This window comes from Streptomyces sp. 7R007 (assembly GCF_054850255.1).
This window is the reverse complement of sequence record NZ_JBTWMV010000046.1, coordinates 33,479-58,891: the sequence shown is the minus strand read 5'-3', so window position 1 is coordinate 58,891 and position 25,413 is coordinate 33,479. Positions and strand designations below refer to the sequence as shown.

General features: G+C 71.9%; 25 protein-coding genes, 1 pseudogene and 2 riboswitches. Of the genes and pseudogenes, 16 read left to right on the top strand and 10 right to left on the bottom strand.

Annotated elements, in window-relative coordinates:
- Together ACYF6T_RS36390 and ACYF6T_RS36385 are read left to right on the top strand one after the other, a co-directional pair.
- A pseudogene (locus tag ACYF6T_RS36390) lies at window positions 1-149 on the top strand (polysaccharide deacetylase family protein); the annotation flags it as partial.
- On the top strand, window positions 149-1,318 hold the full coding sequence (locus tag ACYF6T_RS36385) for a YVTN family beta-propeller repeat protein (protein ID WP_461701935.1): 1,170 nt from the start codon (window positions 149-151) through the stop codon (window positions 1,316-1,318). The pseudogene ACYF6T_RS36390 and the gene ACYF6T_RS36385, both read left to right, overlap by 1 nt.
- Window positions 1,319-1,325: 7 nt before the next feature.
- On the opposite strand, the gene ACYF6T_RS36380 is transcribed toward ACYF6T_RS36385, so the two are convergent.
- A complete protein-coding gene (locus tag ACYF6T_RS36380) occupies window positions 1,326-1,955 on the bottom strand; it encodes a GNAT family N-acetyltransferase (RefSeq protein ID WP_461701934.1) in 630 nt (209 codons plus the stop codon).
- 46 nt (window positions 1,956-2,001) lie between these two features.
- Between ACYF6T_RS36380 and ACYF6T_RS36375 the strand changes: the two genes are divergently transcribed.
- Together ACYF6T_RS36375 and ACYF6T_RS36370 are read left to right on the top strand one after the other, a co-directional pair.
- Entirely contained in the window at window positions 2,002-2,913 is a 912-nt protein-coding gene (locus tag ACYF6T_RS36375) for a MerR family transcriptional regulator (RefSeq protein ID WP_461701932.1), read from the top strand.
- A gap of 59 nt (window positions 2,914-2,972) precedes the next feature.
- Window positions 2,973-3,185, top strand: coding sequence for an EF-hand domain-containing protein (locus ACYF6T_RS36370; RefSeq protein ID WP_115905780.1), 213 nt, complete (start codon window positions 2,973-2,975; stop codon window positions 3,183-3,185).
- Window positions 3,186-3,240: 55 nt separating this feature from the next.
- On the opposite strand, the gene ACYF6T_RS36365 is transcribed toward ACYF6T_RS36370, so the two are convergent.
- Window positions 3,241-4,029: an ABC transporter ATP-binding protein gene (locus ACYF6T_RS36365; RefSeq protein WP_461701930.1), complete on the bottom strand. Its 789-nt coding sequence runs from the start codon at window positions 4,027-4,029 to the stop codon at window positions 3,241-3,243.
- Window positions 4,026-5,702, bottom strand: a complete 1,677-nt coding sequence (locus tag ACYF6T_RS36360; protein WP_461701928.1) for a 2-isopropylmalate synthase — start codon at window positions 5,700-5,702, stop codon at window positions 4,026-4,028. The genes ACYF6T_RS36365 and ACYF6T_RS36360 overlap by 4 nt, the downstream gene beginning before the upstream one ends.
- A gap of 207 nt (window positions 5,703-5,909) precedes the next feature.
- Here ACYF6T_RS36360 and ACYF6T_RS36355 point away from each other — a divergent pair, with 207 nt between their 5' ends.
- The gene (locus tag ACYF6T_RS36355; protein ID WP_461701927.1) at window positions 5,910-6,611 is read left to right on the top strand and encodes a FadR/GntR family transcriptional regulator; all 702 of its coding nucleotides are present in this window, start codon (window positions 5,910-5,912) and stop codon (window positions 6,609-6,611) included.
- A 34-nt stretch (window positions 6,612-6,645) separates the two neighbouring features.
- Here the strand turns inward: ACYF6T_RS36355 and ACYF6T_RS36350 are convergent, their stop codons facing one another.
- Entirely contained in the window at window positions 6,646-7,554 is a 909-nt protein-coding gene (locus tag ACYF6T_RS36350) for an AraC family transcriptional regulator (protein WP_461701926.1), read from the bottom strand.
- A gap of 91 nt (window positions 7,555-7,645) precedes the next feature.
- On the opposite strand from ACYF6T_RS36350, the gene ACYF6T_RS36345 reads away from it, so the two are divergent.
- Window positions 7,646-8,647 (top strand): zinc-dependent alcohol dehydrogenase family protein, encoded by a 1,002-nt coding sequence (locus ACYF6T_RS36345; RefSeq protein ID WP_461701925.1) that lies wholly within the window; start codon window positions 7,646-7,648, stop codon window positions 8,645-8,647.
- Between the two features lie 79 nt (window positions 8,648-8,726).
- Window positions 8,727-9,410, top strand: a complete 684-nt coding sequence (locus ACYF6T_RS36340) for an NADPH-dependent F420 reductase (RefSeq protein ID WP_461701939.1) — start codon at window positions 8,727-8,729, stop codon at window positions 9,408-9,410.
- Between the two features lie 22 nt (window positions 9,411-9,432).
- Here ACYF6T_RS36340 and ACYF6T_RS36335 read toward each other — a convergent pair whose 3' ends face one another.
- Window positions 9,433-9,990, bottom strand: a complete 558-nt coding sequence (locus ACYF6T_RS36335) for a glycoside hydrolase family 25 protein (protein ID WP_461701924.1) — start codon at window positions 9,988-9,990, stop codon at window positions 9,433-9,435.
- 104 nt (window positions 9,991-10,094) lie between these two features.
- Window positions 10,095-11,126, bottom strand: coding sequence for a phosphatidylinositol-specific phospholipase C domain-containing protein (locus ACYF6T_RS36330; RefSeq protein WP_461701923.1), 1,032 nt, complete (start codon window positions 11,124-11,126; stop codon window positions 10,095-10,097).
- A 196-nt stretch (window positions 11,127-11,322) separates the two neighbouring features.
- Between ACYF6T_RS36330 and ACYF6T_RS36325 the strand changes: the two genes are divergently transcribed.
- From ACYF6T_RS36325 to ACYF6T_RS36310, 4 genes are read left to right on the top strand one after another with little or no spacing between them, the layout of a single operon-like run.
- Window positions 11,323-12,174: a hypothetical protein gene (locus ACYF6T_RS36325; RefSeq protein ID WP_461701922.1), complete on the top strand. Its 852-nt coding sequence runs from the start codon at window positions 11,323-11,325 to the stop codon at window positions 12,172-12,174.
- Window positions 12,171-13,376 (top strand): hypothetical protein, encoded by a 1,206-nt coding sequence (locus ACYF6T_RS36320; protein WP_461701921.1) that lies wholly within the window; start codon window positions 12,171-12,173, stop codon window positions 13,374-13,376. Before ACYF6T_RS36325 ends, ACYF6T_RS36320 begins: the two co-directional genes overlap by 4 nt.
- Window positions 13,373-13,792, top strand: coding sequence for an effector-associated constant component EACC1 (locus ACYF6T_RS36315; RefSeq protein ID WP_461701920.1), 420 nt, complete (start codon window positions 13,373-13,375; stop codon window positions 13,790-13,792). The genes ACYF6T_RS36320 and ACYF6T_RS36315 overlap by 4 nt, the downstream gene beginning before the upstream one ends.
- Window positions 13,789-14,886 carry a caspase, EACC1-associated type gene (locus tag ACYF6T_RS36310; protein ID WP_461701919.1) on the top strand — a complete coding sequence of 366 codons (1,098 nt, stop codon included), beginning with the start codon at window positions 13,789-13,791 and terminating at the stop codon, window positions 14,884-14,886. Before ACYF6T_RS36315 ends, ACYF6T_RS36310 begins: the two co-directional genes overlap by 4 nt.
- A 25-nt stretch (window positions 14,887-14,911) precedes the next feature.
- Here the strand turns inward: ACYF6T_RS36310 and ACYF6T_RS36305 are convergent, their stop codons facing one another.
- The 4 genes from ACYF6T_RS36305 to gcvT form a co-directional block, all read right to left on the bottom strand.
- The gene (locus ACYF6T_RS36305) at window positions 14,912-16,294 is read right to left on the bottom strand and encodes an L-serine ammonia-lyase (protein ID WP_461701918.1); all 1,383 of its coding nucleotides are present in this window, start codon (window positions 16,292-16,294) and stop codon (window positions 14,912-14,914) included.
- A gap of 56 nt (window positions 16,295-16,350) precedes the next feature.
- Complete coding sequence (gene glyA, locus ACYF6T_RS36300) at window positions 16,351-17,616, bottom strand: serine hydroxymethyltransferase (RefSeq protein ID WP_461701916.1); 1,266 nt, start codon at window positions 17,614-17,616, stop codon at window positions 16,351-16,353.
- Between the two features lie 15 nt (window positions 17,617-17,631).
- The gene (gcvH, locus tag ACYF6T_RS36295; RefSeq protein ID WP_461701915.1) at window positions 17,632-18,009 is read right to left on the bottom strand and encodes a glycine cleavage system protein GcvH; all 378 of its coding nucleotides are present in this window, start codon (window positions 18,007-18,009) and stop codon (window positions 17,632-17,634) included.
- Window positions 18,010-18,107: 98 nt separating this feature from the next.
- A complete protein-coding gene (gene gcvT / locus ACYF6T_RS36290) occupies window positions 18,108-19,235 on the bottom strand; it encodes a glycine cleavage system aminomethyltransferase GcvT (RefSeq protein WP_461701914.1) in 1,128 nt (375 codons plus the stop codon).
- Between the two features lie 75 nt (window positions 19,236-19,310).
- A riboswitch (glycine riboswitch) is annotated at window positions 19,311-19,419 on the bottom strand.
- Window positions 19,420-19,521, bottom strand: a riboswitch (glycine riboswitch). It abuts the riboswitch before it with no gap.
- 172 nt (window positions 19,522-19,693) lie between these two features.
- On the opposite strand from gcvT, the gene ACYF6T_RS36285 reads away from it, so the two are divergent.
- The 5 genes from ACYF6T_RS36285 to ACYF6T_RS36265 all read left to right on the top strand — a co-directional run bounded on the left by ACYF6T_RS36285 (window position 19,694) and on the right by ACYF6T_RS36265 (window position 25,353).
- The gene (locus tag ACYF6T_RS36285; RefSeq protein ID WP_461701937.1) at window positions 19,694-20,368 is read left to right on the top strand and encodes an AAA family ATPase; all 675 of its coding nucleotides are present in this window, start codon (window positions 19,694-19,696) and stop codon (window positions 20,366-20,368) included.
- 60 nt (window positions 20,369-20,428) lie between these two features.
- A complete protein-coding gene (locus tag ACYF6T_RS36280) occupies window positions 20,429-21,226 on the top strand; it encodes an enhanced serine sensitivity protein SseB (protein ID WP_461701913.1) in 798 nt (265 codons plus the stop codon).
- 171 nt (window positions 21,227-21,397) lie between these two features.
- Window positions 21,398-22,153: an enhanced serine sensitivity protein SseB C-terminal domain-containing protein gene (locus ACYF6T_RS36275; protein ID WP_461701936.1), complete on the top strand. Its 756-nt coding sequence runs from the start codon at window positions 21,398-21,400 to the stop codon at window positions 22,151-22,153.
- A gap of 329 nt (window positions 22,154-22,482) precedes the next feature.
- A complete protein-coding gene (locus ACYF6T_RS36270) occupies window positions 22,483-23,490 on the top strand; it encodes an ABC transporter permease (RefSeq protein WP_461701912.1) in 1,008 nt (335 codons plus the stop codon).
- A gap of 69 nt (window positions 23,491-23,559) precedes the next feature.
- Entirely contained in the window at window positions 23,560-25,353 is a 1,794-nt protein-coding gene (locus ACYF6T_RS36265) for an ABC transporter substrate-binding protein (RefSeq protein ID WP_461701911.1), read from the top strand.
- Window positions 25,354-25,413: the final 60 nt, after the last annotated feature.

Here is a 25,413-nt window from a genome sequence, read left to right as displayed (position 1 = left end):
CCCGCACGGTCCTCGGCGAGGTCCGCGCCGGCTCCGTGGTGAGCCTGCACTTCGGGTACGCCGACACGGTCGCCGCCCTCCCCGCCGTACTGGAAGAACTCGACCGCCGCGGGCTGTCCGCGGTGACCACCACGGAGTTGTTCAACTGATGCACCCCGTCACCCGCACCCTGCTCGCGGCCGTCGCCCTCACCACCACCCTCGCCGCCTGCGGCGCCCACGGCCACGCCGACGAGGCCCTGGGCAGCAAGGCCCCGGTCCGGCCCGCCCCGGTGAAGAAGACGGCCCAGGGCCTGCCCGGCATGCCCCCCGTCCTGGACCCGAAGGACGTCTACGCCGCCGACCGCCCGAACCGGCTCTCCCCGGTGGTCCGCGACTTCCCCTCCCGGGTCTACGTGCCCAACACCAACTCCGACACGGTCTCGGTCATCGACCCCAAGACGTACCGGGTCGTCGAGACCATCCCGGTCGGCGTCCAGCCCCAACACGTCGTCCCCTCCTGGGACTTGAAGACGCTGTGGGTCAACAACGACCGGGGCAACACCCTCACCCCCATCGACCCGCGCACCGGGAAGGCCGGCAGGCCGGTCGACGTCCACGACCCCTACAACCTCTACTTCACGCCCGACGGCAGATACGCCGTCGTGATGGCCTCGCTCGACCGCCAACTCGTCTTTCGCGACGCGCACACCATGAACGTCGTCAAGACCGTCCCGGTCGGCTGCTACGGCGTCAACCACGCCGACTTCTCGGCGGACGGCCGCTACTTCATCGTCTCCTGCGAGTTCAGCGGCGAACTGCTCAAGGTCGACACCGAGAAGATGGAGGTCGTCGGCCAGCAGAAGCTGCCCTTCCACGGCGCGATGCCGCAGGACGTGAAGATCTCGCCGGACGGCAGGCGGTTCTACATCGCCGACATGATGGCCGACGGCATGTGGGTCCTCGACGGCGACACCTTCGCCAAGCCCTCCTTCCTGCCCACCGGCAAGGGCTGCCACGGCCTCTACGTCAGCCGCGACTCCCGCGAGATGTACGTCTCCAACCGGGGCGAGGGCACCGTCTCCGTCTTCGACTTCGCCCGGAACAAGGTCACCAGGAAGTGGCACCTGCCCGACGGCGGCAGCCCCGACATGGGCGGCGTCTCGGCCGACGGCAAGGTGCTGTGGCTGTCGGGCCGCTACAACTCCGAGGTCTACGCCATCGACACCCGCACCGGCGAGCAGCTGGCCCGCATCAAGGTCGGCAGCGGCCCGCACGGCCTCGCGGTGTATCCCCAGCCCGGCCGCTACTCGCTCGGCCACACCGGCATCTTCCGCTGAGCCGCGCTCAGCGCAGAAGCAGCGCCTCGGAGCCGACGGGACGGTAGCCCGCCGCCTGGAACGCCCGCATGCTGCGCGCGTTCCCCGGGGCGACCTGCGCCCACAGCGGCTCGGCGACCAGATGGCGGGCGGCGGTCACCAGCAGGCGGCCCAGGCCCCGGTGCCGTACGTCCTCGTCCACCTCCACCGAGACCTCCAGCCGCCCGCCGATCCCGCGTCCCGTCACCAGCACCGCGCCGTCCGCCGTCCACGCGCGCACCTCGTCGCGCCGGCGGCGGGCGTAGACGACGCGCGCGTGGCCGGCGTCCTCGATCTCCTTCAGCGCGAGGGGCGGCTCGCCCGGCAGCGGGGAGGCCACCAGCATCGCGTCGATCGTCTCGGCCCGGCGCCCCGTGCGGTCCATGAGGGCCGCCAGGAAGCGCGGGTTCATGGGCGCCGCCAACGTGTCGCAGTCCGTGGCGCGCAGGGTGTCCCGCACCCACCGCGGGTCCTCGTCGGTGAACACCACCGAGTGCGCGGTGAAGGCCAGGACCCCCGCGTCCCGGGCGGAGTCCTGCGGTACGACCGTCGTACGGCCGTCCGCCGGCGGGAAGACACCCCGCGCGGCCGCGTCGAGAATGTCCCGCAACGTCTCCATCGCGCTCCTTGAGTCTCCACCCACTGGAAGGCCCAGACTCACACACATGATCGAGAACGGCACCGGACTTTTCACCATCGGCGAGCTGGCCAGGTCGACCGGACTGACCGTGCGCACGATCCGCTACTGGTCCGACGAGGGCGTCCTGACCCCCGTCGCCCGCTCCACGGGCGGCTACCGGCTCTACGACGCCGCCTGCGTCGCCCGCCTGGAGCTGATCCGCACCCTGCGCGAACTGGGCCTCGGCCTGGACGACGTGCGCAGGGTGCTGGCCGGGGAGCGGACCGTGGCGGAGGTCGCGGCGGCCCATGTGGTGGCGCTGGACGCGCGGATCAGCACGCTGAAGGTGACCCGTGCGGTGCTGTCGTCCGTGGCGCGACGCGGCTCGACCGCAGAGGAGATGACCCTGATGAACAAACTCGCACGGCTGTCGGCGGCCGAGCGCAGGCGGATCATGGAGGAGTTCGTGGAGGAGATGTTCCACGGCCTCGACCTCGCCGACCCGGACATCCGCGAACGGATGCGCAACACCGCCGTGAACCTGCCCGACGACCCGACGCCCGAGCAGGTGGACGCCTGGGTGGAGCTGGCGGAGATGGTGCAGGACCCGGAGTTCAAGGCGCAGATGCGCAGGGCGGCCGAGCTCAACCACGCCGGCCGTGCGGCCGACACGCCCGCCGGGGCGTCCCGGTGGTTCGCCAGGCGGCTGGTGGAGCAGGTGGGCGAGGCGCGGGAGCGCGGGATCGCGCCCGAGGCGCCGGAGGCCGAGCAGGTGCTGCGGGACCTGTTCGGCGACACCGACCGCGCCGCGGTCCTCGAACGCATCCGGGCCACCCACAACCCGCGCCTCGCCCGCTACCGCGAACTGCTCGGCGTTCTCAAGGGTGCGCCCGTGCGCACCTACGCCGAGGAGTTCGCCTGGGTGGGCGCCGCGCTGGAAGCGCGCGGGGACGGTTAGTCTGACCTGCGTCAGTACGCCAGCACGGCATCGGAAACATGAACAAAAGGGGCGGATCGGTGGCCGACATCGAAGCAGCGCGCAAGGAGTTCCAGCGGATCGACACCGACGGCGACGGGTTCATCACCGCCGCCGAGTTCAAGACCGCTCTGGCCCAGGGGGGCGACTGGAACGTCACCGAGTCGGTCGCCGAGGTGATCATCAAGGCCCGTGACCTCAACGGCGACAAGGTCCTGTCGTTCGACGAGTTCTGGGCGTACCTGAACAAGTGACGCTCTGACGCTCCGCGGAAGGGGCGCCGGCGCGACGGGCGCCGGCGCCCCTTTGTCATGTCCGGCGCCGGATCCGCACGCTCCAGCGGCCCTCCTGCCGCTGAAGCGTCAGCGGCAGGTCGAAGCACTTGCCGACCTGGTCACCGGTGAGGACGCGGTCCGCCGGCCCCTGCGCGAGGACGCGGCCCTCGCGCAGCAGCAGGGCGTGGGTGGTGCCGGCCGGGAGCTCCTCCAGATGGTGGGTGACCAGCACCGTCGCGAGCGCCGGGTGCTCTTCGCGCAGCGCGTCCAGCGCGCTGAGCAGCCGTTCCCGGCCCGGCAGGTCGAGCCCCGTGGCCGGTTCGTCCAGCAGGAGCAGCCGGGGCTCGGGCATCAGCGCCCGGGCGATCAGGGTCCGGCCGCGCTGGCCCTGCGAGAGCGTCGGCCAGCGGGCGTCCGCCCGGTCGGCGAGACCGAGCGTGCCGATCAGCCGGTCCGCACGCTCCAACTGCTCCGGCGTCGGCCGCCAACGGGGCAGCAGGGCCACGGAGTTGGTCAGCCCGGTCAGGACCACGTCCCGCACCCGCAGCGGCTCGGTCAGCGGATGGCGCGGGTCGACGTGGCCGACGTACGACCGCAACTCGCGCAGGTCGACCCGGCCGAGCCGCCGGCCCAGCACCTCCACCGTGCCCCGGGTCGGGTGGACGAGCGCGCCGAGCAGGCTCAGCAGCGTCGACTTGCCCGCGCCGTTGGCTCCGAGCAGCGCCCAGTGCTCGCCCGCGCGGACGGTCAGCGAGACCTCCTGGAGGATCGGCCGGCCGTCCCGTACGACGTGCACGTCCTCGGCGCGCAGTACCTCGCTCACCGCACCGCCCGGTTCACCGCGGACAGCACCGCGTGCACGGCCGCCGCCGGGCCCGTTCCCGCGCCCCAGGCGGTGACGCCGTCGACCCGGCACTCGGCGAAGGCCGCCGTCCCGTCCTGCGCGAAGTCCAGCACCTCGACGGCGAGTCCGGCGCCGGCCAGCGCGTCCACGAACGCGGTCGGCTCGCCCGCGCCCGTGCCCTCGTAGTCGCCGGTGCGCTCGCCCGCCTCCAGCGTGCACACGAAGCGGTGCACGCCGGGTGCCTCCTCGTGCGCGGACCAGGCGTGCAGGCGTACGGCGCCCTCGGCCAGGTAGGTCGCCCGGAACAGGTCGTACAGCTCCTCCGGCGTGACCTCCCGGCCGCTGTCGTCGGTCGCCTCCTGCACGACCCGCGAGAAGTCCGGCCGCATGCGCGGCGGCAGGTCGACGCCGTGGCGGGTGCGCAGCAGGTAGGCCACTCCGCCCTTGCCGGACTGGGAGTTGACCCGGATGACGGCCTCGTAGGAGCGCCCCACGTCGGCCGGGTCGATCGGCAGATACGGCACCGACCACGGCGCCCGCTCCGGCGCCACCCCCGACTCCCGTGCCCTGCGCGTGTGCCGGGCGAGTCCCTTGCCGATCGCGTCCTGGTGGGTGCCGGAGAACGCCGTGTGGACCAGGTCGCCGGCATACGGATGGCGGGGGTGGACGGGCAGCCGGTTGCAGTGCTCGACGGTCTCCTTGACCGCGTCGATGTCGCGGAAGTCCAGCATGGGGTCGACCCCTTGGACGTACAGGTTCAACGCGAGGGTCACCAGGTCGACGTTGCCGGTGCGCTCGCCGTTGCCGAACAGGCAGCCCTCCACGCGCTGGGCGCCGGCCAGCACGGCGAGTTCGGCGCAGGCGACGCCGGTGCCGCGGTCGTTGTGCGGGTGGACGGACAGCACGACCGCGTCGCGGCGGGCGAGATGGCGGTGGGCGTACTCGATCTGGTCGGCGTAGACGTTCGGGGTGGCGATCTCGACCGTCGCGGGCAGGTTGTGGGTCACCGGGCGGTCGGGGCTCGCGTCCCACAACTCGGTGAGCCCGTCGCACAGTTCGAGGACGAAGTCGGGTTCGGTGAGGTTGAAGGTCTCGGGGGAGAACTGGAAGCGGATGCCGGGGGCGTCCCCGGCCCGGCGCGCCATATGCGCGGCGGCTTCCCGGACGGTCTTCTCGATCTCGTGCCGGTCCTGGCGCAGCACGGTCTCCCGCCACACCGGCGAGGTGGCGATGTACAGGTGCACCACGGCCCGCTCCAGCCCCTCGATCGCGTCGAAGGTCCGGTCGATCAGCTCCGGCCGGGCCGGGGTGAACACGACGGGGGTGACGTCGCCGGGGACGGCGCCGGTGGTCACCAGGTGCCGTACGAAGTCGAAGTCGGTGCGGCTGGCGGAGGGGTAGCCGACCTCGATCTCCTTGAAGCCCGTCGCCACCAGCAGGTCGAAGAAGCGGCGCTTGCGGGGGGTGTCCATCGGTTCGGCGAGGGCCTGGTTGCCGTCGCGCAGGTCGACGGGGACCCAGAGGGGGGCGCGCTCGATCCGGGCGGAGGGCCAGCTCCGGTCGTCGGCGGGAACGTGCACGCGGTCCTGGTAGGGGCGGTAGCGGTGGTACGGCATCGGGCTGGGGCGCTGGGGGTTCCAGACGGCCTGCATCGGCGGTCACTGCCTTCGGCTCGGTCGGACGGTGCGGACCGGCAGCACGGCGACCCGCGGCGGGGTGCCGGTCGCGTCAGGCCCCGCCGCGGCAGCCGAGGAGGAGACCGCGGAAGATCATGCCGGTACGCTAGCGACCCATCAGGTCCTCAGACAAGTGGGTTTTCCCGTGAACCCCGCCGACTCCCGAACAGGTTGGTGCATCCGATGCCGCTCGGCCCCCTCCGCCCGAGCCCGCTGGTCGAGCAGGCCGCCGCCCGCCTGCGCGAGCAGATCACCGGCGGGCACTGGCCGGTCGGCACCCGGCTCCCGGGCGAGACGACCCTCGCCAGGGACCTCGGCGTGGGCCGCTCCACCGTCCGCGAGGCGCTGCGCACCCTCGCCGGCGCCGGCCTGGTCCAGGCGCGGCAGGGCGCCGGCGTCTTCGTCACCGCCACCGAGCCCGCCGAGGACTGGCCCACGCGACTGCGGCGGGCCGCGGTGACCGACGTGTACGAGGTCCGCATGGCCGTCGAGGTGCACGCGGCCCGGCTCGCCGCGCACCGCCGTACCGCGGAGGACGTCACCGCGATCGAGCGGGCGCTGCGGGGCCGGCGTGCCGCCTCCGGCGGGGACGACGCGGCGTTCGTCGACGCCGACATCGCCTTCCACGCGGCCGTGGTCGCCGCCGCCCACAACCCCGTGCTCGCCGACCTGTTCGCCGAGTTCACGCCGGTCCTGCGGGAGGGGCTGGTGGAGCTGCTCGCCCTGACCGGTCTGCGCGCCCACGACCCGAACACCGGGGACGAGGCGCACGAGGCGCTGGCCCGGGCGGTGGCGGAGGGGGACGCGGAGACGGCGGCGGAGGTGCTGCGGGGCGAACTGGAGGATCCGTTCCGGGGCTCGTCCCGCAACGCTCCCGTCGACTGAGGGAGTTGGCGGCGTAGGCCCCGGAGGGCGGGCGCTACGACACGCGTCGGCGGTACTGCCCCGGCGCCATCCCGTACTCGCGCTTGAACGCCTTGGCGAAGGCGAACTCCGAGGTGTAACCGGTGCGTTCGGCGACCTGGCGCAGGGCGAGGTCGGCCTCGCGCAGCAGGCGGCCCGCGGTCGTCATCCGCCACCAGGTGAGGTAGGCGAGCGGCGGCTGGCCCACCAGCGCGGTGAAGCGGCGGGCGAAGGCCGCCCGGGACAGGCCGCCCGCGGCGCCGAGCTCCTCCACCGTCCAGGGGTGCGCGGGGTCGCCGTGGATGGCCCGCAGCGCCGCCGCCACCGCCGGGTCGGCCAGCGCGGCCGACCAGCCCGAATCCCCGCGCCGGTCCTGCCACCAGGCGCGCAGGATGTACAGCAGCAGAGTGTCCAGCAGCGAGGTGACGATGGCGTCCGCACCCGGCCGGCGCTCCTTCAGCTCCGTGCCGAGCAGCTCCAGCGCCGTCCGCAGGGAGGGGTGCGCGCCGACCTGGGCGGGCAGGTGCACCACCTCCGGCAGCTCGGTCAGCAGCCGGTGGGCGCGGCTGTGGTCCATCACGTAGGCGCCGCACAGCATGACCGCGTCCGGCGTCGACTCCGCGGGCGCGGGCGGCGGTTCGGGCCAGCGGCCGTCCGCCTGCGGCCGTATCGTCTCCAGCGGCACGTCGAGGCCGCTGGCCAGCGCGTGGCCGTGCCCGTGCGCCAGGAACACCACGTCCCCGGGCCCCAGGGCCACCGGCTCGCCCCGCGCCGGGATCAGCCAGGCCGACCCGCGCAGCATCACGTGGAAGCCGGACCCCTCCGAGGCCTCGAACCGCATGCCCCAGGGCGCGTACTTGTCCCGGAGCGAGGAGTGCGGCCGTCCGGTGCGCATCGCGCGCACGGCGTCGCTGAGTACGTCCATGCCCGCACGATAGCCCGCGCAAGACGTACGGACAGCAAGTGGAGACAGAAGGACATGGATCGTCTCGCGGCCGCCTCCTAGCGTGGTCGGCATGCCAACCACCGCACGTACCGTGCTTTTTCATGAGATCGGCGGACCCGAGGTGCTCACGGTCGAGGAGGTCGAGGTCCCGGACCCGGCGCCCGGCCACGTCCTCGTCCGCGTCGAGGCCCTGGGCCTCAACCGCGCCGAGGCCCTGTTCCGCAGCGGCACTTACTACTACCAGCCGGCCCTCCCCGCCTCCCGCCTCGGCTACGAGGCCGCCGGCGTCGTCGAGGCGGTCGGCGAGGGCGTCACCGACCTCGCCGTCGGCGACCCGGTGACGACCGGTCCCGGCATCGAGATGAGCGCCCAGGGCGTGTACGCCGAGCGGGTCGTCCTGCCCGAGTCGGCCGTGGTGCGCCGCCCGGACGCCGTGGACGCGGTCACCGGGGCCGCGGCCTGGCTGACGTACACGACGGCCTACGGCGCCCTGCTGGAGACCGCCGGTCTGCGGCCCGGCGACCACGTCCTGATCACGGGCGCCTCCAGCGGCGTCGGCACGGCGGCGATCCAGGTGGCCCGCCGCATCGGTGCGGTGCCGCTGGCCGCCACCCGCACCGAGGACAAGCGGCGCCGGCTGCTGGAGCTGGGGGCGGCGGAGGTGATCGTCACCGGCGGCTCGGAACCGCAGGCCGTCGCCAAGGAGGTCAGGCGGCTGACCGGCGGCAGGGGCGCCGACGTGCTGTTCGACGCGATCGGCGGACCCGGCTTCGCAGGGCTCGCGGAGGGCCTGGCGACCGGCGGGACCGTGGTGCTCTACGGCTGGCTGGACCCCCGCCCCGCCGAGATCCCGCGGACCTGGCCCTTCACCCTCCACACCTACGCCAACTACACCCTCACCACTGACCCCGCCGGCCGCCGCCGCGCCACCGCCTTCCTCAACGCCGGACTGCTGGACGGCGGCTTCCGGCCCGAGGTCGGCGAGGTCTTCGAGGGCCTGGACCGGATCCAGGACGCGCACCGCGCGATGGAGTCGAACCGGCACACGGGAAAGATCGTGGTCCGGGTCTGAGCCCGTCCCCCGTTCGGCGCAGCCACCGGAATAGCGACCGGCCCCTCACCGTTGACGCCCCCCAGACGCATGCACACGCATAGACTGCGAAGGGGCAGCCATGAAGATCGGCATCATCGGCGCGGGGAACATCGGCGGCAACCTCACCCGGCGGCTCACCGCCCTCGGCCACGACGTCTCCGTGGCCAACTCGCGCGGTCCGCACACGCTCACCGCGCTGGCCGAGGAGACCGGCGCGACCCCCGTGGCGGTGGAGGAGGCGGCACGGGGCGCGGAGGTCGTCATCGTCACGATCCCCCTGAAGGCGATCCCCGACCTCCCCTCCGGCCTGCTCGACGGGGCGGCGGACGACGTCGCGGTGATCGACACCGGCAACTACTACCCGAAGCAGCGGGACGGCCGGATCGCGGAGATCGAGGACGAGGGCCTCACGGAGAGCGCCTGGACGGCCCGCCACCTCGGCCACACCGTCATCAAGGCCTTCAACGAGACCTACGCCCAGGACATCCTCGACCTCCCCCGCCCCGCCGGCGCCCCCGACCGCATGGCCCTGCCCGTCGCGGGCGACGACGACCGGGCCAAGCAGAAGGTCCGCGCCCTCATCGACGAACTGGGCTTCGACACGGTCGACACGGGCTCCCTGGCCGACTCCTGGCGCCAGCAGCCCGGCACCCCGGTCTACGGCATGCGGGCAGGCGCGGACGCGGTGACCAAGGCCCTGTCGGAGGCGACCCCGGAACGGCCCGCGGACTTCCGCGCGTAACGGCACGCACGCCGGCCGGACGTCACGCGCCGTTCGCCCACTCCTTCAGCGCGTCCTTGCTCGCGAAGTCGGCGACGTCCTTGTCGTGAGGTTCGCTGCTGTACTGGTGGAAGCGCCACTTGGCCTTGATGCGGGGCTTGCCCGCCGTCACGTAGTCGGCGATCCACAGGGCGTCGCCCGAGTAGGACGTCGTGTCGATGTTGAGCCAGAAGTTGCGGTTCGTGTAGAGGACGACCTGGTGGCTCGGCCGCAGCTCCTTGACCTTGCGGATGAACAGGTCCTTCTCCGCGTTGGTCGCGTGCGTGCCGTCGCTCGTCGTCTCCCAGTCGACGGCGAGGATGTCGCCCGCCTTCTCGGGGGCGTGTTTGACGAAGTACTCGGCCTGGGCGTCGAGGTGACCGGGCCACAGGAAGTGGTAGAAGCCGACCACCAGGCCGGCGTCGCGGGCCGTCTTCGTCTGGGCCGCGAGCTTCGGATTGACGTACGAACGGCCCTCCGTCGCCTTGATGAAGACGAAGGAGAGGCCGTCCGTGTCGTAGGAGGAAGACTGGTACGCGCTGACGTCTATGCCTCGCAGCATGGGGGGAACGACTCCTTGGAGTTCCGGCTCGATTCCGGTTCATGGTCCGGTGGGGGGACAGGAGTTGACGCGTGGTGCTCCCCATACCTTAAGACTTCAAGCCGTCAACTTCTGGCCGCCGCCGAACTCAGCACGGAAGCCGGCTTCGTCGACCAGTCCGAGGTGATCACGCTCGCGTGGTCGGCGGCCAACAGCGCCAGCCGGGCGGCGACTTCCGCGTCCGTCGGTGCCGTCGAGGAGATCGCCGGGGACACGTTGTACGCGTCCGTCATGATCAGGATGTAGTGGTTCGTGGAGTAGAAGGACGTGGCGTAGGCGTTGTTGACGTAGGTCGCCGCGTCGCCGTCGAAGAACACGAACCACGGGCGGATCGTGGTGTCGGGGTACCGGGTGCGCGGATCGCCGTTCGCCGCGCCCAGCACCGCCGGGAAGGCCTGCGCGGCGGAGATGTTCCCGGCCGCGTACAGGTCCCGCAGGTGGTCGGCGTACTCCTCGTCCGTCCAGTAGTGGTCGAACGGGTTCGCCTGCTCCACCGTGCCCGGGATCACCTCGAAGAGGAACTTGCCCTTGAGTTCGTCCCGCGTCGGCCAGGCGTTCGCCTTCGCCGCCGCGTCGAGCGTGGCGTACGACGAGCCCAGCAGGTCGGCCGGCGTGTACACGCTGCCGCCCAGCTTCTGGTGCACCAGCGTGTCGAACTCGTCCGGTCCGAGGCCGACGTTGTTGTTGAAGCCCACCTTCAACTCGACCTTGACGATGATCGGCGCGTGGTCGGGGTGGAGCTGCTCCCAGGCCGCCATGTTGTCCAGGCAACTGCCCAGGTCCTGGTTGCGGTTCTGGCCGTACAACTCGCTCGGCTGGTCCGCGTACTCGCAGTTGTTGTCGTTGGACAACGGCTTGTCGTGGCTCACCCGCCAGCGCCGGCTCAGACTGTCCGCGTACACGTCCAGTTCGAGCAGCGAGGCCCCGGAGTCCAGCGCCTGCGCCCAGTAGGTGTACTTGCTCTTGTCGTACGCGTTGTGCGTCCCGATCGTCGTCGTCTCGGAGAACTTCGGCGACGCCGCGTGGGCGTTGCCGGGTACCACCAGCAGCAGCGCGGCGGCGCCGCAGAGCGCCGCCAGCCGTCTCAGTGCGCGCATGTGCCAACTCCCTTTCAGCGGGGCCGAGTTCGGCGGCAGCGTAAGGGAGGTCGGTTACCGGTCGGTAGTCCCCGGGAGAACACAGAACGTCCGGGCGCGCGCGGGGTTTTCCGATATCCGCCGGACGGAACCATCCCTGTGACACGTTGGAGCGCTTACCGCTGCCAAGTGCACGAGGGGACAAGGGGGGCTGGTCATGTTCACTGGCCAGGTGAATCCGCTTCCGGGCTGGAGAGGCGGGGACGGCAACGCCGCGTATCTGGACAAGACACTGCGGTTCCGGGGCATCGAGGAACAGCTCAACGAGTCGGTGGGACCAGGTGTGGTCTTCGCCCTGTTCGCGCGGGGACTGGTCCTGTCGGTGCTGGTGTATCTGGTCGGGACGGTGCTCGGCCTGTTCCTGTTCATCGTCGGGGGGACCGCGGCGTTCGGCATGTGGCTGTTCATGACCCTGGTGGCCATCGTGGTCTTCTGGGTCGTCATCCTGTTCGCCCGGCTGCCCGAACCGATCGCCGAGTGGAGGGTGCTGCTCGCCGAACGCCACGGCCGCCGGGACCAGGCCTACCTGGGCGTCCGCCGGGTCCTGCAGGCGCGCGGGTTTCCGCTGGCCGTGGGGGAGGAGCAAGGCCGGCTGGTCCTGCGGGAACGGACCTACGTCGCCTACATCTCCGTCTTCACGTACGGCAGCAGCCTCTACCTGGGCTGGATGATGTGGCGCTCGCGCAGGGGGTACCAACTGCTCGGGCAGTTCCTCGGCGACCTGTGGCTGAGCCTGCAGGCCAAGAACCAGATCGAGCACCAGATCCTGCGCAGCGAGGGCGCCCGCGCCATGCGCGAGGCCGTGCATCTCGCCTGCCGTGAGGGGCTGATGGTCGCGCTGGAGCAGTCCGATCCGCAGCCGTACGCCGACCCGCCGCCGCAGGTCACCGGCGGCTATCCCGGTCCGCCTCCTCAAGCGCCGTACACCACGGGCCAGTTCCCGTCGATGCCGGTCCAGCCGCCTCCGCCGGGACCGAACGGCCCCCAGAGCGGCGGCTGGACCTCGTGACCTCCGCCCCCGGCGGATACGTCGATCTCGCCGGCTCCGGCCCCCTCGCCTGGTGCTGCACCGGCGTGCGGCTGGCGCCGGACCCGGCGCTGGTCGACAACGCCGCCGCCCTCGGACTGCCCGAGGAGCGGCGGCGCGCGCAGGTCGTCGAGCGGGAACGGGCCTGGCTCGCCGCCGGCTGGGCCGCCGACGGCCGCTGCTGGGAGCTGCGGTACGCCACACCCCGCGCGGCGGGCCGGGATGCCGGCACCGGGCTGTCGTGCGTGCTCCTCGCCCGTGCCCAGGGGGCCGATCGTGCCGGCGCGCGCGGTGCCGCCCGGCGACTGCGCGAGGAGCTGGACGCACTGCCCCGGCACGTGCGCGCGGCTGACCTGTCCGGCGCCGAACTCGCCCGCGCGCTCCAGCCGTTCACCGACGGCACCGCCCATCTGATGGAGGTCCGCAAGCGGCTGAGGTGGGAGCGGATCGGCCGTTCGGACGCCGCGTTCCCCCTCGGGGTCACCGTCGAGCCGCTCACCGCTCAGGCGGTGGACTGGGAGCCGGTGTGGGCGGAACTGGCCCGCGCGCAGGCCGCGTTGGTCCTCGCCGTACGCCTGGAGCCGCTGCCCTGGACGCCCGCCGACCACGCCCACGTCGAGCGGCTGCTGCGCGAGTACCGCACCCTCGCCCTGCCCGGCCGCTTCAACCCGGCGATCGGCCACCAGGCACCCGCCGTCCCCTTCGCCGCCCACGCCGCCGCCCGCTACGGGGAGTTGCTCGCCGAGGCCGCCGTCGCCCCGGCCCACCGCATGCGCGTCACCCTCGCCTCCGACGAACCGGTGCCGCCGCGCCTGGCGGAACTGGTCGCCGCGACCCTCTCCGTGCCCGGCCCCGGCCGGGCCGTCGTGTGTCCCGTCCGCGCGCCCCACGAACGGCAGCTCGCCTGGCGGTCGTTCGCCACCCTGCACGGCGTCGCGCTGCCCGGCGTCCGGCAGCAGGACGTACCCGTGCCCCTCGGCCCGTTCGAGCAGGCCCTGTCCGAACGCGTGCCGCCCGCCGAGGCGACGGCCGCCTTCCGCCTGCCGTACGAAGTCCCCGGCCACCCGCCGCTGTTCGCCCCGACACCTGGACAGGAGCCGCCCGCGCCCCGCGCGCAACCCCCGGCCCCCGGCCCCGACCTGCCCCCGCCACCCCCCGGTTTCACCTACGGGAGAACCACGTGACCACCCCTGACGCACCCGCGCCCACTCCCGCCCCCGCCCTGACCGTCACCTTCGCCACCCTGCCCCCCGAAGACGCCGACGTCCTCGTCCGCGACCTCGCCCACTGGTTCGACGACGACGAGGACCTGCGCGAGGCGGTCCGGCTGCGCAGCGTCCCGCCGCCGCCCGGCAAGCTCGGCGGCCTCGCCACCGCCGTGGAGCTCCTCACCGCCACCGGCCCGGTGCTCAGCGCGGCCGTCGGCGCGTTCGGCTACTGGCTCGGGCAGCGCTCGACGAGCCGGCCGGTCGCCTTCGAGGTGACCCTGCCAGACGGCACGGTCACGAAGCTCACCTCCGACCAGCAGGACCTCGACGCGGCGCTGCGGGCGTTCACCGAGTTCCGGGCCGCCGGGCAGCCGGAGGACCCCGCGCCTTGACGAGCGACGCCGACTGGGCCGCGTTCCCGCCCCGCCCCGAGCGGACCAGGGCCGTCCTGGTGGGCACCGCCTCGCACGTCCACCCGAGCAACCTCACGCCGGTCCCGCAGGCCGCGCACGGTGTCACCGCCCTGCACGACCTGCTGACCGGCCCCCTCGGCCACTTCGCCCCGCACGGCGTCCGGCACCGGATCGACCCGGGCTCCCGCGCCGACGTCCTCGACCTGCTGCTGCACCCCGGCGAGCACGCGCCGCCGGCCGACGGCGGTGAACTCGACGTGCTGCTCTTCTACTTCGCCGGACACGGGGTCGTGCCCCGGGGCGCCGACCAGGTGGGCCTGGCCCTGGTGGGCACCGTGGACCGGTCGCCGCGCAGCGCCGCCACGTCGCTGCCCGTCGGTGACGTGTTCGACGCGATGCGCAGGGTCCCGGCCCGGTTCCGGGTCGCCGTCCTGGACTGCTGCTTCTCCGGTACGGCGCTCCAGGCGGACCAGGCGTCGCGGATCCACCTGCTCACCGCGACCGAGGCCAAGCGCCAGGCCGACTACCAGCCCGGGCACCCCGGGCGGCCCACCGCCTTCACCGAGGCCCTGCTCCTCCTCCTGCGCGAGGGGGTGCCGGACGGCCCGGCCCACCTGGACCTGGCCACCGTGCACCGCCGGCTGGCGGTGACGCTCCCGGCGGCCGGCCGCCCCGAGCCGCTCCAGCGCGCCGTGGGTGCCAGCGGCGACCTGGCCCTCACCGCCAACCCGGCGCACGGCACCGGCGCCACGAGACAGGGCCTGCGCGCCCGGTGCGGCTTCGCCCTCCAGGTCCGTACGGCGGCCGGGGAACCGAGGCGTGAGCACCGCCGCCACCAGGCGGCCCGTCTGCTGTCCGCCCTCGTCCGCGACGCCGGGTCCGTGCTCCCGCCGGACGACGCCGACCTCCTCTACTACCGCCACCTGCACGGCGTCCTCGCCGGAGAGGCGGGGGACCCGGCGGCCGCGGCCGAGATCCTCACGTCCCTGGCCGCCGACCTGAGCCGTGCGGCGGGCGCGGACGACTCCCGCATCCGGGCCGTCCGTGCCGACCTCACCCGCTGGACGGCGTGACGGTGTGACGGTGTGACGGCGCCCGTCAGCACTCGATGATGTTCACCGCGAGCCCGCCCCGCGCGGTCTCCTTGTACTTCACGGACATGTCCGCGCCGGTCTCCTTCATGGTCTTGATGACCTTGTCGAGGGACACCTTGTGCGAGCCGTCCCCGCGCATCGCCATCCGCGCGGCGGTGACCGCCTTGACCGCGGCCATGCCGTTGCGCTCGATGCAGGGGATCTGGACCAGGCCGCCGACCGGGTCGCAGGTCAGGCCCAGGTTGTGCTCCATGCCGATCTCGGCCGCGTTCTCCACCTGCTCGGGCGAGCCGCCGAGGACCTCGGCGAGGGCGCCCGCGGCCATGGAGCAGGCGGAGCCGACCTCGCCCTGGCAGCCGACCTCGGCGCCGGAGATGGAGGCGTTCTCCTTGAACAGCATGCCGATCGCGCCCGCGGCCAGCAGGAACCGCACGACGCCGTCCTCCTTCTCGGCCTCGGAGGCCCCGCCCGCCGCGAAGTTGACGTAGTAGTGCAGGACCGCCGGGATGATGCCCGCCGCGCCGTTCGTCGGGGCGGTGACGACGCGGCCGCCCGCCGCGTTCTCCTCGTTGACCGCCATCGCGTACAGCGTGATCCACTCCATGGAGTGGGCCAACGGATCGCCCTCCGCCCGCAGCTGACGGGCCGTCATGGCGGCGCGGCGGCGCACCCGCAGCCCGCCGGGCAGGATGCCCTCGCGGGACATGCCGCGCGACACGCACGCCTGCATCACCCGCCAGATCTCCAGCAGCCCGGCGCGTATCTCCTCCTCCGTGCGCCAGGCGCGCTCGTTCTCCAGCATCAGCGAGGAGATCGACAGGCCCGTCTCCCTCGTCTGGCGCAGCAGCTCGTCGCCCGTGCGGAAGGGGTACTTCAGGGCCGTGTCGTCGAGCTTGATGCGGTCCGCGCCGACCGCGTCCTCGTCGACGACGAAACCGCCGCCGACCGAGTAGTACGTCTTCGTCAGCAGCTCGGCGCCGGAGGCGTCGTACGCCCACAGCGTCATGCCGTTGGCGTGGTAGGGGAGCGCCTTGCGGCGGTGCAGCACCAGGTCCTGGTCGGCGTCGAAGGCGATCTCGTGCTCGCCGAGCAGCCGCAGCCGCTGCGCCGCCCTGATCGACTCCACCCGTTCGTCCGCGGTCTCCACGTCCACCGTGCGCGGCGAGTCGCCCTCCAGGCCGAGCAGGACGGCCTTCGGCGTGCCGTGCCCGTGGCCGGTCGCGCCCAGGGAGCCGTACAGCTCACAGCGCACCGCGGCCGTGGACGCCAGCAGCGCCTCGTTGCGCAGCCGGCGGGCGAACATGCGGGCGGCGCGCATCGGGCCGACGGTGTGGGAGCTCGACGGGCCGATGCCGATCGAGAACAGGTCGAAGACCGAGATGGCCACGGGAACTCCTCCAAAGAGGGTGGGGGCACACGTCGTCGGATGCCCCCACCGGGGAACTACTTGCCGATGCCGGGGTACAGCGGGTGCTTGTCCGCCAGTGCCCGGACCCGGACCTTCAGCGCCTCGCGGTCGTACGACGGCTTCAGCGCCTCGGCGATGACGTCCGCGACCTCGGCGAAGTCCTCGGCGGTGAAGCCGCGGGTGGCGAGGGCGGGGGTGCCGATCCGCAGACCCGAGGTCACCATCGGCGGGCGCGGGTCGTCGGGTACGGCGTTGCGGTTGACCGTGATGCCGATCTCGTGGAGGCGGTCCTCGGCCTGCTGCCCGTCCAGCTCGCTCTCGCGCAGGTCGACCAGGATCAGGTGGACGTCGGTGCCGCCCGACAGGACGTTCACGCCGGCCTCGCGGGCGTCCGCCGCGGTCAGCCGCTCGGCGAGGATGCGCGCACCCTCCACCGTACGCCGCTGGCGCTCCTTGAACTCCTCGCTCGCCGCGACCTTGAAGGAGACCGCCTTCGCCGCGATCACGTGCTCCAGGGGGCCGCCCTGGAAGCCCGGGAAGACGGAGGAGTTCAGCTTCTTCGCGAAGTCCTTGCCGCGGGCGAGGATGATGCCGCCGCGCGGACCGCCGAGCGTCTTGTGCGTGGTGGAGGTGACGACGTCGGCGTAGGGCACCGGGTTGTCGTGCAGACCGGCCGCGACCAGGCCCGCGAAGTGCGCCATGTCGACCCACAGGTAGGCCCCGACCTCGTCGGCGATCCGGCGGAAGGCGGCGAAGTCCAGCTGCCGCGGGTACGCCGACCAGCCCGCGATGATCACCTTCGGCCGGTGCTCCTTGGCGAGCCGCTCCACCTCGGCCATGTCGACCAGACCGGAGGCGTCGACGTGGTAGGCGACCACGTTGAACTGCTTGCCGGAGAAGTTCAGCCGCATGCCGTGGGTCAGGTGGCCGCCGTGCGCCAGGTCCAGGCCCAGGATGGTGTCGCCGGGCTGGGCGAGCGCGAACAGGGCGGCCTGGTTGGCGGAGGCGCCCGAGTGCGGCTGCACGTTGGCGTACTCGGCGCCGAACAGCTCCTTGACCCGGTCGATCGCGATCTGCTCGGCGACGTCGACGTGCTCGCAGCCGCCGTAGTAGCGGCGGCCCGGGTAGCCCTCGGCGTACTTGTTGGTCAGCACCGAGCCCTGGGCCTCCATCACCGCGAGCGGCGCGAAGTTCTCGGAGGCGATCATCTCCAGGGTGGACTGCTGGCGCGCGAGCTCGGCGTCGACGGCCGCGGCCACCTCCGGGTCGAGCTCGTGCAGGGACGTGTTGAGAACGGACATCAGGCCTACGACTCCTCAGCCGGCGGAAAAGGCGGTGTACTCGTCGGCGGAGAGCAGCTCGGACGGCTCCTCCGCGACGCGTACCTTGAACAGCCAGCCGCCCTCGAAGGGGGCGGAGTTCACCAGCGACGGGTCGTTGACGACGTCCTCGTTGATCTCGGTGACCTCACCGCTGACCGGCGAGTACAGGTCGCTGACCGACTTGGTCGACTCCAGCTCGCCGCAGGACTCGCCCGCGGTCACCGTCGAGCCGACCTCGGGGAGCTGGGCGTAGACGACGTCGCCGAGCGCGTTGGCCGCGAACTCGGTGATGCCGACCGTCGCGACGCCGTCCTCGGCGGCCGACAGCCACTCGTGCTCCTTGCTGTAGCGCAGCTGCTGGGGGTTGCTCATGGCCTGAATTCTCCTGTACGCGGGGGAGTGCTGGTGAATGGGGGACTGCGGAAGGCGTACGTGAGCAGCGTTCTCGTGCTCGACGTCACCTGCGGTCGCTACTTCTGGCGCCGGTAGAACGGCAGCGCCACGACCTCGTACGGCTCGTGACTGCCCCGGATGTCGACGCCCACGCCGGGCGTGCCCGGTGCCGCGTGGGCCGCGTCGACGTAGGCCATGGCGATCGGCTTGCCCAGGGTGGGGGAGGGGGCGCCGGAGGTGACCTCGCCGATCACCTCGCCGCCGGCGACGACCGGGTACCCGGCGCGCGGGACGCGGCGGCCCTCGGCGACCAGGCCGACCAGGACGCGCGGCGGCGCCGACGCGGCCCGCTCGGCGGCGGCCTCGAGCGCCGTACGCCCGACGAAGTCGCCCTCCTTGTCGAACTTCACGACCCGCCCGAGCCCGGCGTCGAAGGGGGTCAGCTCGCGGGACAGCTCGTGCCCGTACAGCGGCATGCCCGCCTCCAGGCGCAGCGTGTCCCGGCAGGACAGCCCGCACGGGACCAGGCCGACGCCCTCGCCGGCCTTGGTCAGCGCCTGCCACAGCTCCACCGCGTGCTCCGGCTTCACGAACAGTTCGAAGCCGTCCTCGCCGGTGTAGCCGGTGCGGGCGATCAGCGCCGGGACGCCGGCGACCGTGCCGGGCAGGCCGGCGTAGTACTTCAGCCCGTCGAGGTCGGCGTCGGTGAGCGAGGCGAGGATGCCGGGGGACTGCGGGCCCTGGACGGCGATCAGGGCGTAGGCGTCGCGGTCGTCGCGGACCTCTGCGGCGAAGCCCTCGGCGCGCTCGGTCAGCGCGTCGAGCACCACCTGGGCGTTGGAGGCGTTGGCGACGACCAGGTACTCGGTCCCGGCGAGCCGGTAGACGATCAGGTCGTCGAGGATGCCGCCGTCCTCCTGGCAGATCATGGTGTAGCGGGCGCGGCCGACGCGCACGCCCCCGATGTTGCCGACGAGGGCGTGGTCGAGAAGGGCCGCCGCCTGCGGACCGGTGACGGTGATCTCGCCCATGTGGGAGAGGTCGAAGAGCCCGGCGCGGGTGCGCACGGCGTGGTGCTCGTCGCGCTCGGAGCCGTAGCGCAGCGGCATGTCCCAGCCGGCGAAGTCGGTCATCGTCGCACCGAGCGAGCGATGCAGCGCATCGAGCGCGGTGTGACGCAATCCAGTGGGTTCGGTACTGCTCATCGGACGGTCGTCTCCCAAGGCGATGGGGGTACCTCCCGTGCGAGCTCGTTCGAGCATGGGGGAGGACGAGGTCGTTCCTCCCCATCTGTCATCGGAACCTGAGAGGTTCGCCATGACCACACAGGGGCACGGCTTGCACCTTGGGTGGGACCACCGCGGGCGGCGGTCCGCTTTTCAGATGTGCCTCGCCCGCGCGGTAACGGGGCCTGAGAGATTCAAGGGAGGGACTTGCTCCTTCGGCGCCCCGGGTCGCGAGGACCTCCGGGGACTCTCCCGCGCGGATTCAAACGGCCGGTATGCAGTTGGCGGGCACATCATTGCACGCCTGCGGGGCCCACGGCAGGGCCGCACCTGTAACAGGGCTGTGGCCGGACGCGAACGGAACCGCGAGAGATCGTCCATTACCGTCTCTTTACATTGAGTGGGGAGAAACTTTCCTGACCCCCGCGGGAAGGACGATCACGGTGACAAGGACGACGGCATACGCGACGACGTCGGGCATCGCCCTGCCCGCGCAGCCCGCCGCCCCGGCCCGCGAGCGGTCCGGCAGGCGCCCGGCAGCGGTCGTCCGCGATCTGCGCGACCGCGCGGGCCGCGGCCCGCACGTCCTGCTCTTCGGCCCCCGCGACCTGGTGGTGATCACCGGCCTGCCCGGCAGCGGCAAGTCCACGCTGATGCGGCGCGCGGTGCGCGGCCCGCGCATCGACTCCCAGGACGCCCGCGAGAGCTGGGAGCGCCGCGTCCCCGGCTTCCTCCCGTACGCCCTCTACCGCCCCCTGGTCCGCCTCTCCCACTACGCCGGGCTGCGCCGGGCCCTGCGCGGCGGCGAGGGCGTGGTCGTCCACGACTGCGGCACGCAGCCCTGGGTGCGCGGCTGGCTGGCCCGCGCCGCCCGCCGCCGCGGCGGCCGCCTGCACCTGCTCCTGCTGGACGTCGCCCCGGACACCGCGCTGCGGGGCCAGCGCGAGCGCGGCCGGGGCGTCTCGCGCTACGCCTTCCTGCGCCACCGGGCCACCGCCGCCCGTCTGCTGCGCTCCGTCGAGCGCGGCGAGCTGCCCGAGGGGGTCGACACGGCCGTCCTGCTCGACCGCGACGCGGCGGACGGCCTGCGCAGGATCGGCTTCACGGGCTGACGCCGGCCGGCACCCGTTAGCCTGTGCAGCCACAGCAGGTTCCAAGCAGGCGGTAGGCAGATGGACTTCCCGGCGGCGGACTTCCCCGCGGACTTCCCGGCACAGGCGCACCCCCATCCGCACGGCGGATGGCCCGGCAACGAGCTGGAGGAGGTGCTGTCGGCCTCCCTCGGCGTACCCTCCGCCGTCGGCCGGATCGTCGAGGTGCTGGGCCGCAGCTTCGTCTGGATCCCGCTGCCCAACGGCGGCGGCCCGCACAGCGGCCCCCTCGACCTGCCCACGCTGGAGATCGAGGGCCAGGCCTACGTGCCCGTCTTCAGCTCCGAGGAGCAGTTCCGCCAGGTCGTCGGCAACCACATGTCGTACACCATCGCCCCGGCGGTCGAGTTCGCCCGCGGTCTGCCCCCGCAGGTCGGCATCGCCGTCAACCCCGACGGCGTGCTCGGCATCCCGCTGCCGCCGGCCGCGGTGGCCGAGCTCTGCCGCGCCGGCCGCACCCCCCTGGACGGCCCGGCCTCCGGCGGCCGCGTCAAGCTCTACGAACCGGACTGGCAGGACGACCCGATCGACTTCCTCGCCGCCGCCTCCGAGGAGTTCGCCCGGGCCGGCGTGGTCGTCACGGCCCGCCGCTGCCTCGCCGCGATCGAGACGGCCGACCCCGTGATGTTCGTGGGCGTCGAACTCTCCCAGTGGGAGGGCGACCTGCGGGCCCTCCCTCTCCAGGCCCTGGAGCGCGCGGTCACCAGGATCCCCACCAAGTGGCCGGTCAACCTGGTCCTGCTGGACGTCACGGACGACCCCGTGGCCACCTGGATGCGCGACCAGGTACGCCCTTTCTATACGAGGGACCACCTGTAGACACCGCCAGGCGCGGCACGACCAGGGGCGCGGGGCCGCACTCCGCCCGCACACGCGCACGCACACCGAGCCCCGGGCTACCGGGCGCTTAAGCTGTCACACAACGCGGGGCAACTCTTCGAAGGGGCGGTACGACAGGTGAGCGCGAGCCTCAGCGGCAGCGTCGAGCACATGCTGCGCCAGGTGACGCCCGGGCGCTACGACGCCTACGAGGCACTCCTCCGCGCCCTCGCCACCCCCGGCGCCGGCCAGATCTGGATGCTGCTGTGGCACGGCCAGGCCGGCTCCCCGGACGCCCAGTACGGGAACATGGAGGTCGACGGCTACGGCTACGCGCCCTGCGTCACCTCCGCCCAGGAACTGAGCGCCAGCGGTTGGAACCGCTCCTACGAAGTGGTCGGCGGCCTCGACGTGGCCCGCACGCTCTACCCCGACCACTACGGCCTCTGGCTCAACCCGCACGCCCCCGGCGGCGGCGTCGGCATCCCCTGGCTCGACCTGCGCCGCATCGCGACCGGCCTGGACCGCCAGCCCGCCGGCCCGCTGCGGCTGTCCGAGCCCGGCATCGAGGTCCCCCAGTTCTACGCCCTGCTCACGCAGAACGCCCATCGCACCCCGGCCGTCCGCTCCCTGCGCCGCGCCTGGGTCCAGCCGGCCCTCGGGGCGCCGTACCTCGCCGTCGGGCTCGACGTGTACGACACCTCGCCGCCCGCCGTCGACTCGGTCCGCGCGATGATGCAGCAGTCGATCGGCGCCGTGCCCGACGGCCTGCCGGTGTCGACGGTGGCGATGTCCGACGAGTACGACCCCGTCGCGATGTGGATGCGGGCCAACACGCGCCCCTTCTACGACCGTGAGGCACACGCGGCTCCCGCGCAGGCGCCGGTGGCCGGATACGGCTTCCCGCCCGCGCACGGCGCATACTGAGACCGGCCTCTGGTCCAGACCGGAGTCGGCCGATCTTCGCGCGTAGATGGCGCCGGAACGTCCCGCTGTGCGGCATGTGTCCGGGTTGGTCCGCGTCCGACCCCCGTTACCCGCTGTCCGGATAACGGAACCCCCCAGCCCGCATCACGTTTACGCATCCTTTCACCGCCAAGTCTGGCAACAGATCGCCAAAGCGTTGAAGACTCCCGCACCAGGGGTGTTCGTGATGGTGTTCGCCATGCCGTTCACCCTCTGTACGAAGGACTGATCACGCCGCTACAGCGGCAAGTGCGGGCCGGCTACCGCCGGTTGAGAGGGGTCCCTGCCAGATGACGGCACCATTGCACGAGCCGACCGCGGAAGCGGCCCCGAGCGCGGCCGAGGAAGCGGCGGTTGCCGGCGCGGCGGCGAAGGCCGTCCAGGGGCGTTCCCTGGGCCGGATCGCCTGGGAGCGCCTGAAGCGGGACAAGCTCGCGCTCACGGGCGGCGTGGTCGTGCTCGTTCTCATCGTCGTCGCCCTGCTCGCGCCGGTGATCACGAACCTTCTCGGGCAGGACCCGGACGTCTACCACGAGAACCTGATCGACCCCCTGTTCGGCACGCCCAAGGGCTCGTTCGGCGGCATCAGCGGCGACCACCTGCTCGGTGTGGAGCCGGTCAACGGCCGCGACATCTTCGCCCGCATCCTCTACGGCGCCCGGGTCTCCCTCCTGGTCGGCTTCCTGTCCGCCGTGGTCGCCGTCGTCCTGGGCACCGTCCTGGGCATCCTGGCCGGTTTCTTCGGCGGCTGGGTCGACTCGCTGATCAGCCGGGTCATGGACGGTCTGCTGGCCTTCCCGCAGCTGCTGTTCACGATCGCCCTGGTCTCCGTCATGCCGAACGAGATGCTGGGCCTGACCGGCTCCAGCGTCCGCGTGTTCGTGATGATCCTGGTCATCGGGTTCTTCGGCTGGCCGTACATCGGACGCGTGGTGCGCGGTCAGACCCTCTCCATGCGCGAACGCGAGTACGTCGAGGCGGCCCGCTCGCTGGGCGCCGGGCGCCTGTACATCCTGTTCAAGGAACTGCTGCCCAACCTCGTCGCGCCGATCATCGTCTACACGACGATGATGATCCCCACCAACATCCTCACCGAGGCGGCACTCAGCTTCCTGGGCGTGGGCGTCAAGCCGCCCACGGCCTCCTGGGGGCAGATGCTCTCCAGCGCGGTCGACTACTACGACTCGGACCCCATGTACATGGTGGTCCCCGGTCTGGCGATCTTCATCACCGTTCTTGCCTTCAACCTCTTCGGCGACGGCGTGCGGGACGCGCTGGACCCGAAGGGCTCCCGCTGAACCGCCGTACCCCAAGCGTCCCGTGGCACCTACACGGGGTCTCTCATCAAATCCGGAGGATCCGAGATCGTGACTACCCAACGCACCTCAGGGCGGCGTAAGCAGGCGTTGGCCGCTGCTGCTGCGGTCGCCGCACTGCTGACCACAGCGGCGTGCGGCGGCGGCAGCGACGACAACAGCGGTTCGAAGACCGGTGCCGCCGGCTACGACGCCGCCAACAACAAGGTCGCCCAGGCCTCGCTGGCCAAGAAGGGCGGGACCCTGAAGTTCGGCGGCGCCCAGGACGCCGACTTCTGGGACACCACGCGCGGCTACTACGGCTTCATGTGGAACTTCGCGCGCTACTACAGCCGCCAGCTCGTCACGAACAAGACGGAGCCCGGCAAGGCCGGCGCCGAGCTGACCCCGGACCTCGCCACCGGTCTCGCCAAGGTCTCGGACGACGGCAAGACCTACACGTACACCCTGCGTGACGGCATCACGTGGGAGGACGGCAAGCCGATCACGTCCAAGGACGTCAAGTACGGCATCGAGCGCATCTGGGCGCAGGACGTGCTGTCCGGCGGTCCGACGTACCTGAAGGACGTCCTGGACCCGAAGGGCGAGTACAAGGGCCCGTACAAGGACACCAGCGCCGACAAGCTCGGTCTGAAGGCGATCGACACGCCGGACGACAAGACCATCGTCTTCCACCTGCCGAAGGCCAACTCGGACTTCCAGGAGATGCTGGCCCTGGTCTCGGCCTCGCCGGTGCGCCAGGACAAGGACACCAAGTCCAAGTACACGCTGCACCCGTTCTCCTCCGGCCCGTACAAGTTCCAGTCGTACAGCCCGGGCAAGAACCTGACCCTGGTGCGCAACCCCAACTGGAAGCAGTCCTCGGACCCGATCCGCAAGGCGTACCCGGACAAGATCACGGTCACGTTCTTCTCGGACGCCAACCAGCTCGACCAGCGTCTGCTCAGCGGTGACCTGGACCTGGACATCAACCAGACCGGCATGTCGCCCCAGGGCCGTACCACCGCCCTGAAGGAGCACAAGGCCAACCTGGACAACCCGGTCTCCGGCTACATCCGCTACGCGACCTTCCCGCAGAGCGTGAAGCCGTTCGACAACATCCACTGCCGCATGGCGGTCATCTACGGCGCCGACCACGTGTCGCTGCAGACCGCGCGCGGTGGCCCCATCGCCGGTGGTGACATCGGCACCAACATGCTCCCGCCGTCCGTCGCGGGCGCCGAGGGCCAGAAGTACGACCCGTACGGTCTCGCCGGTGCCAACAAGAACGGCAACGCCGCCAAGGCCAAGGAAGAGCTGAAGGCCTGCGGCAAGCCGAACGGCTTCTCCACCACCATCGCGGTCCGCAACAACAAGCCGGTCGAGGTGGCCACCGCCCAGTCCCTGCAGGCGTCGCTGAAGAAGATCGGCATCAACGCGCAGATCGACCAGTACGACGGTTCGCAGACCAGCGGCATCATCGGCAGCCCCTCGAACGTGAAGAAGAAGGGCTACGGCATCATCATCATGGGCTGGGGTCCGGACTTCCCGTCCGTCCAGGGCTTCGGTCTGCCGCTGTGGGACAGCAAGTACATCCTGCCGAGCGGTAACAACAACTACGCCCTGATCAAGGACAAGACGATCGACGGCCTGTTCGACCAGTACGTCAACACGCTGGACGAGTCCGGTAAGACCAAGATCGCCACGCAGATCAACCACAAGGTCATGGAGGGCGGCTACTACCTGCCCTTCGTCTTCGAGAAGTTCATCAACTGGCGCTCGGACAACCTGGCGAACGTCTACACGTCGGACGGCTACAGCGGCATGTACGACTTCGTCAACCTCGGTCTGAAGAACCCCAAGTAGTCCCGGCACACCCGCCGAACGGCACGAAAGGCAGGTGAAGGCCGGCGCAGCGTGAGCGCG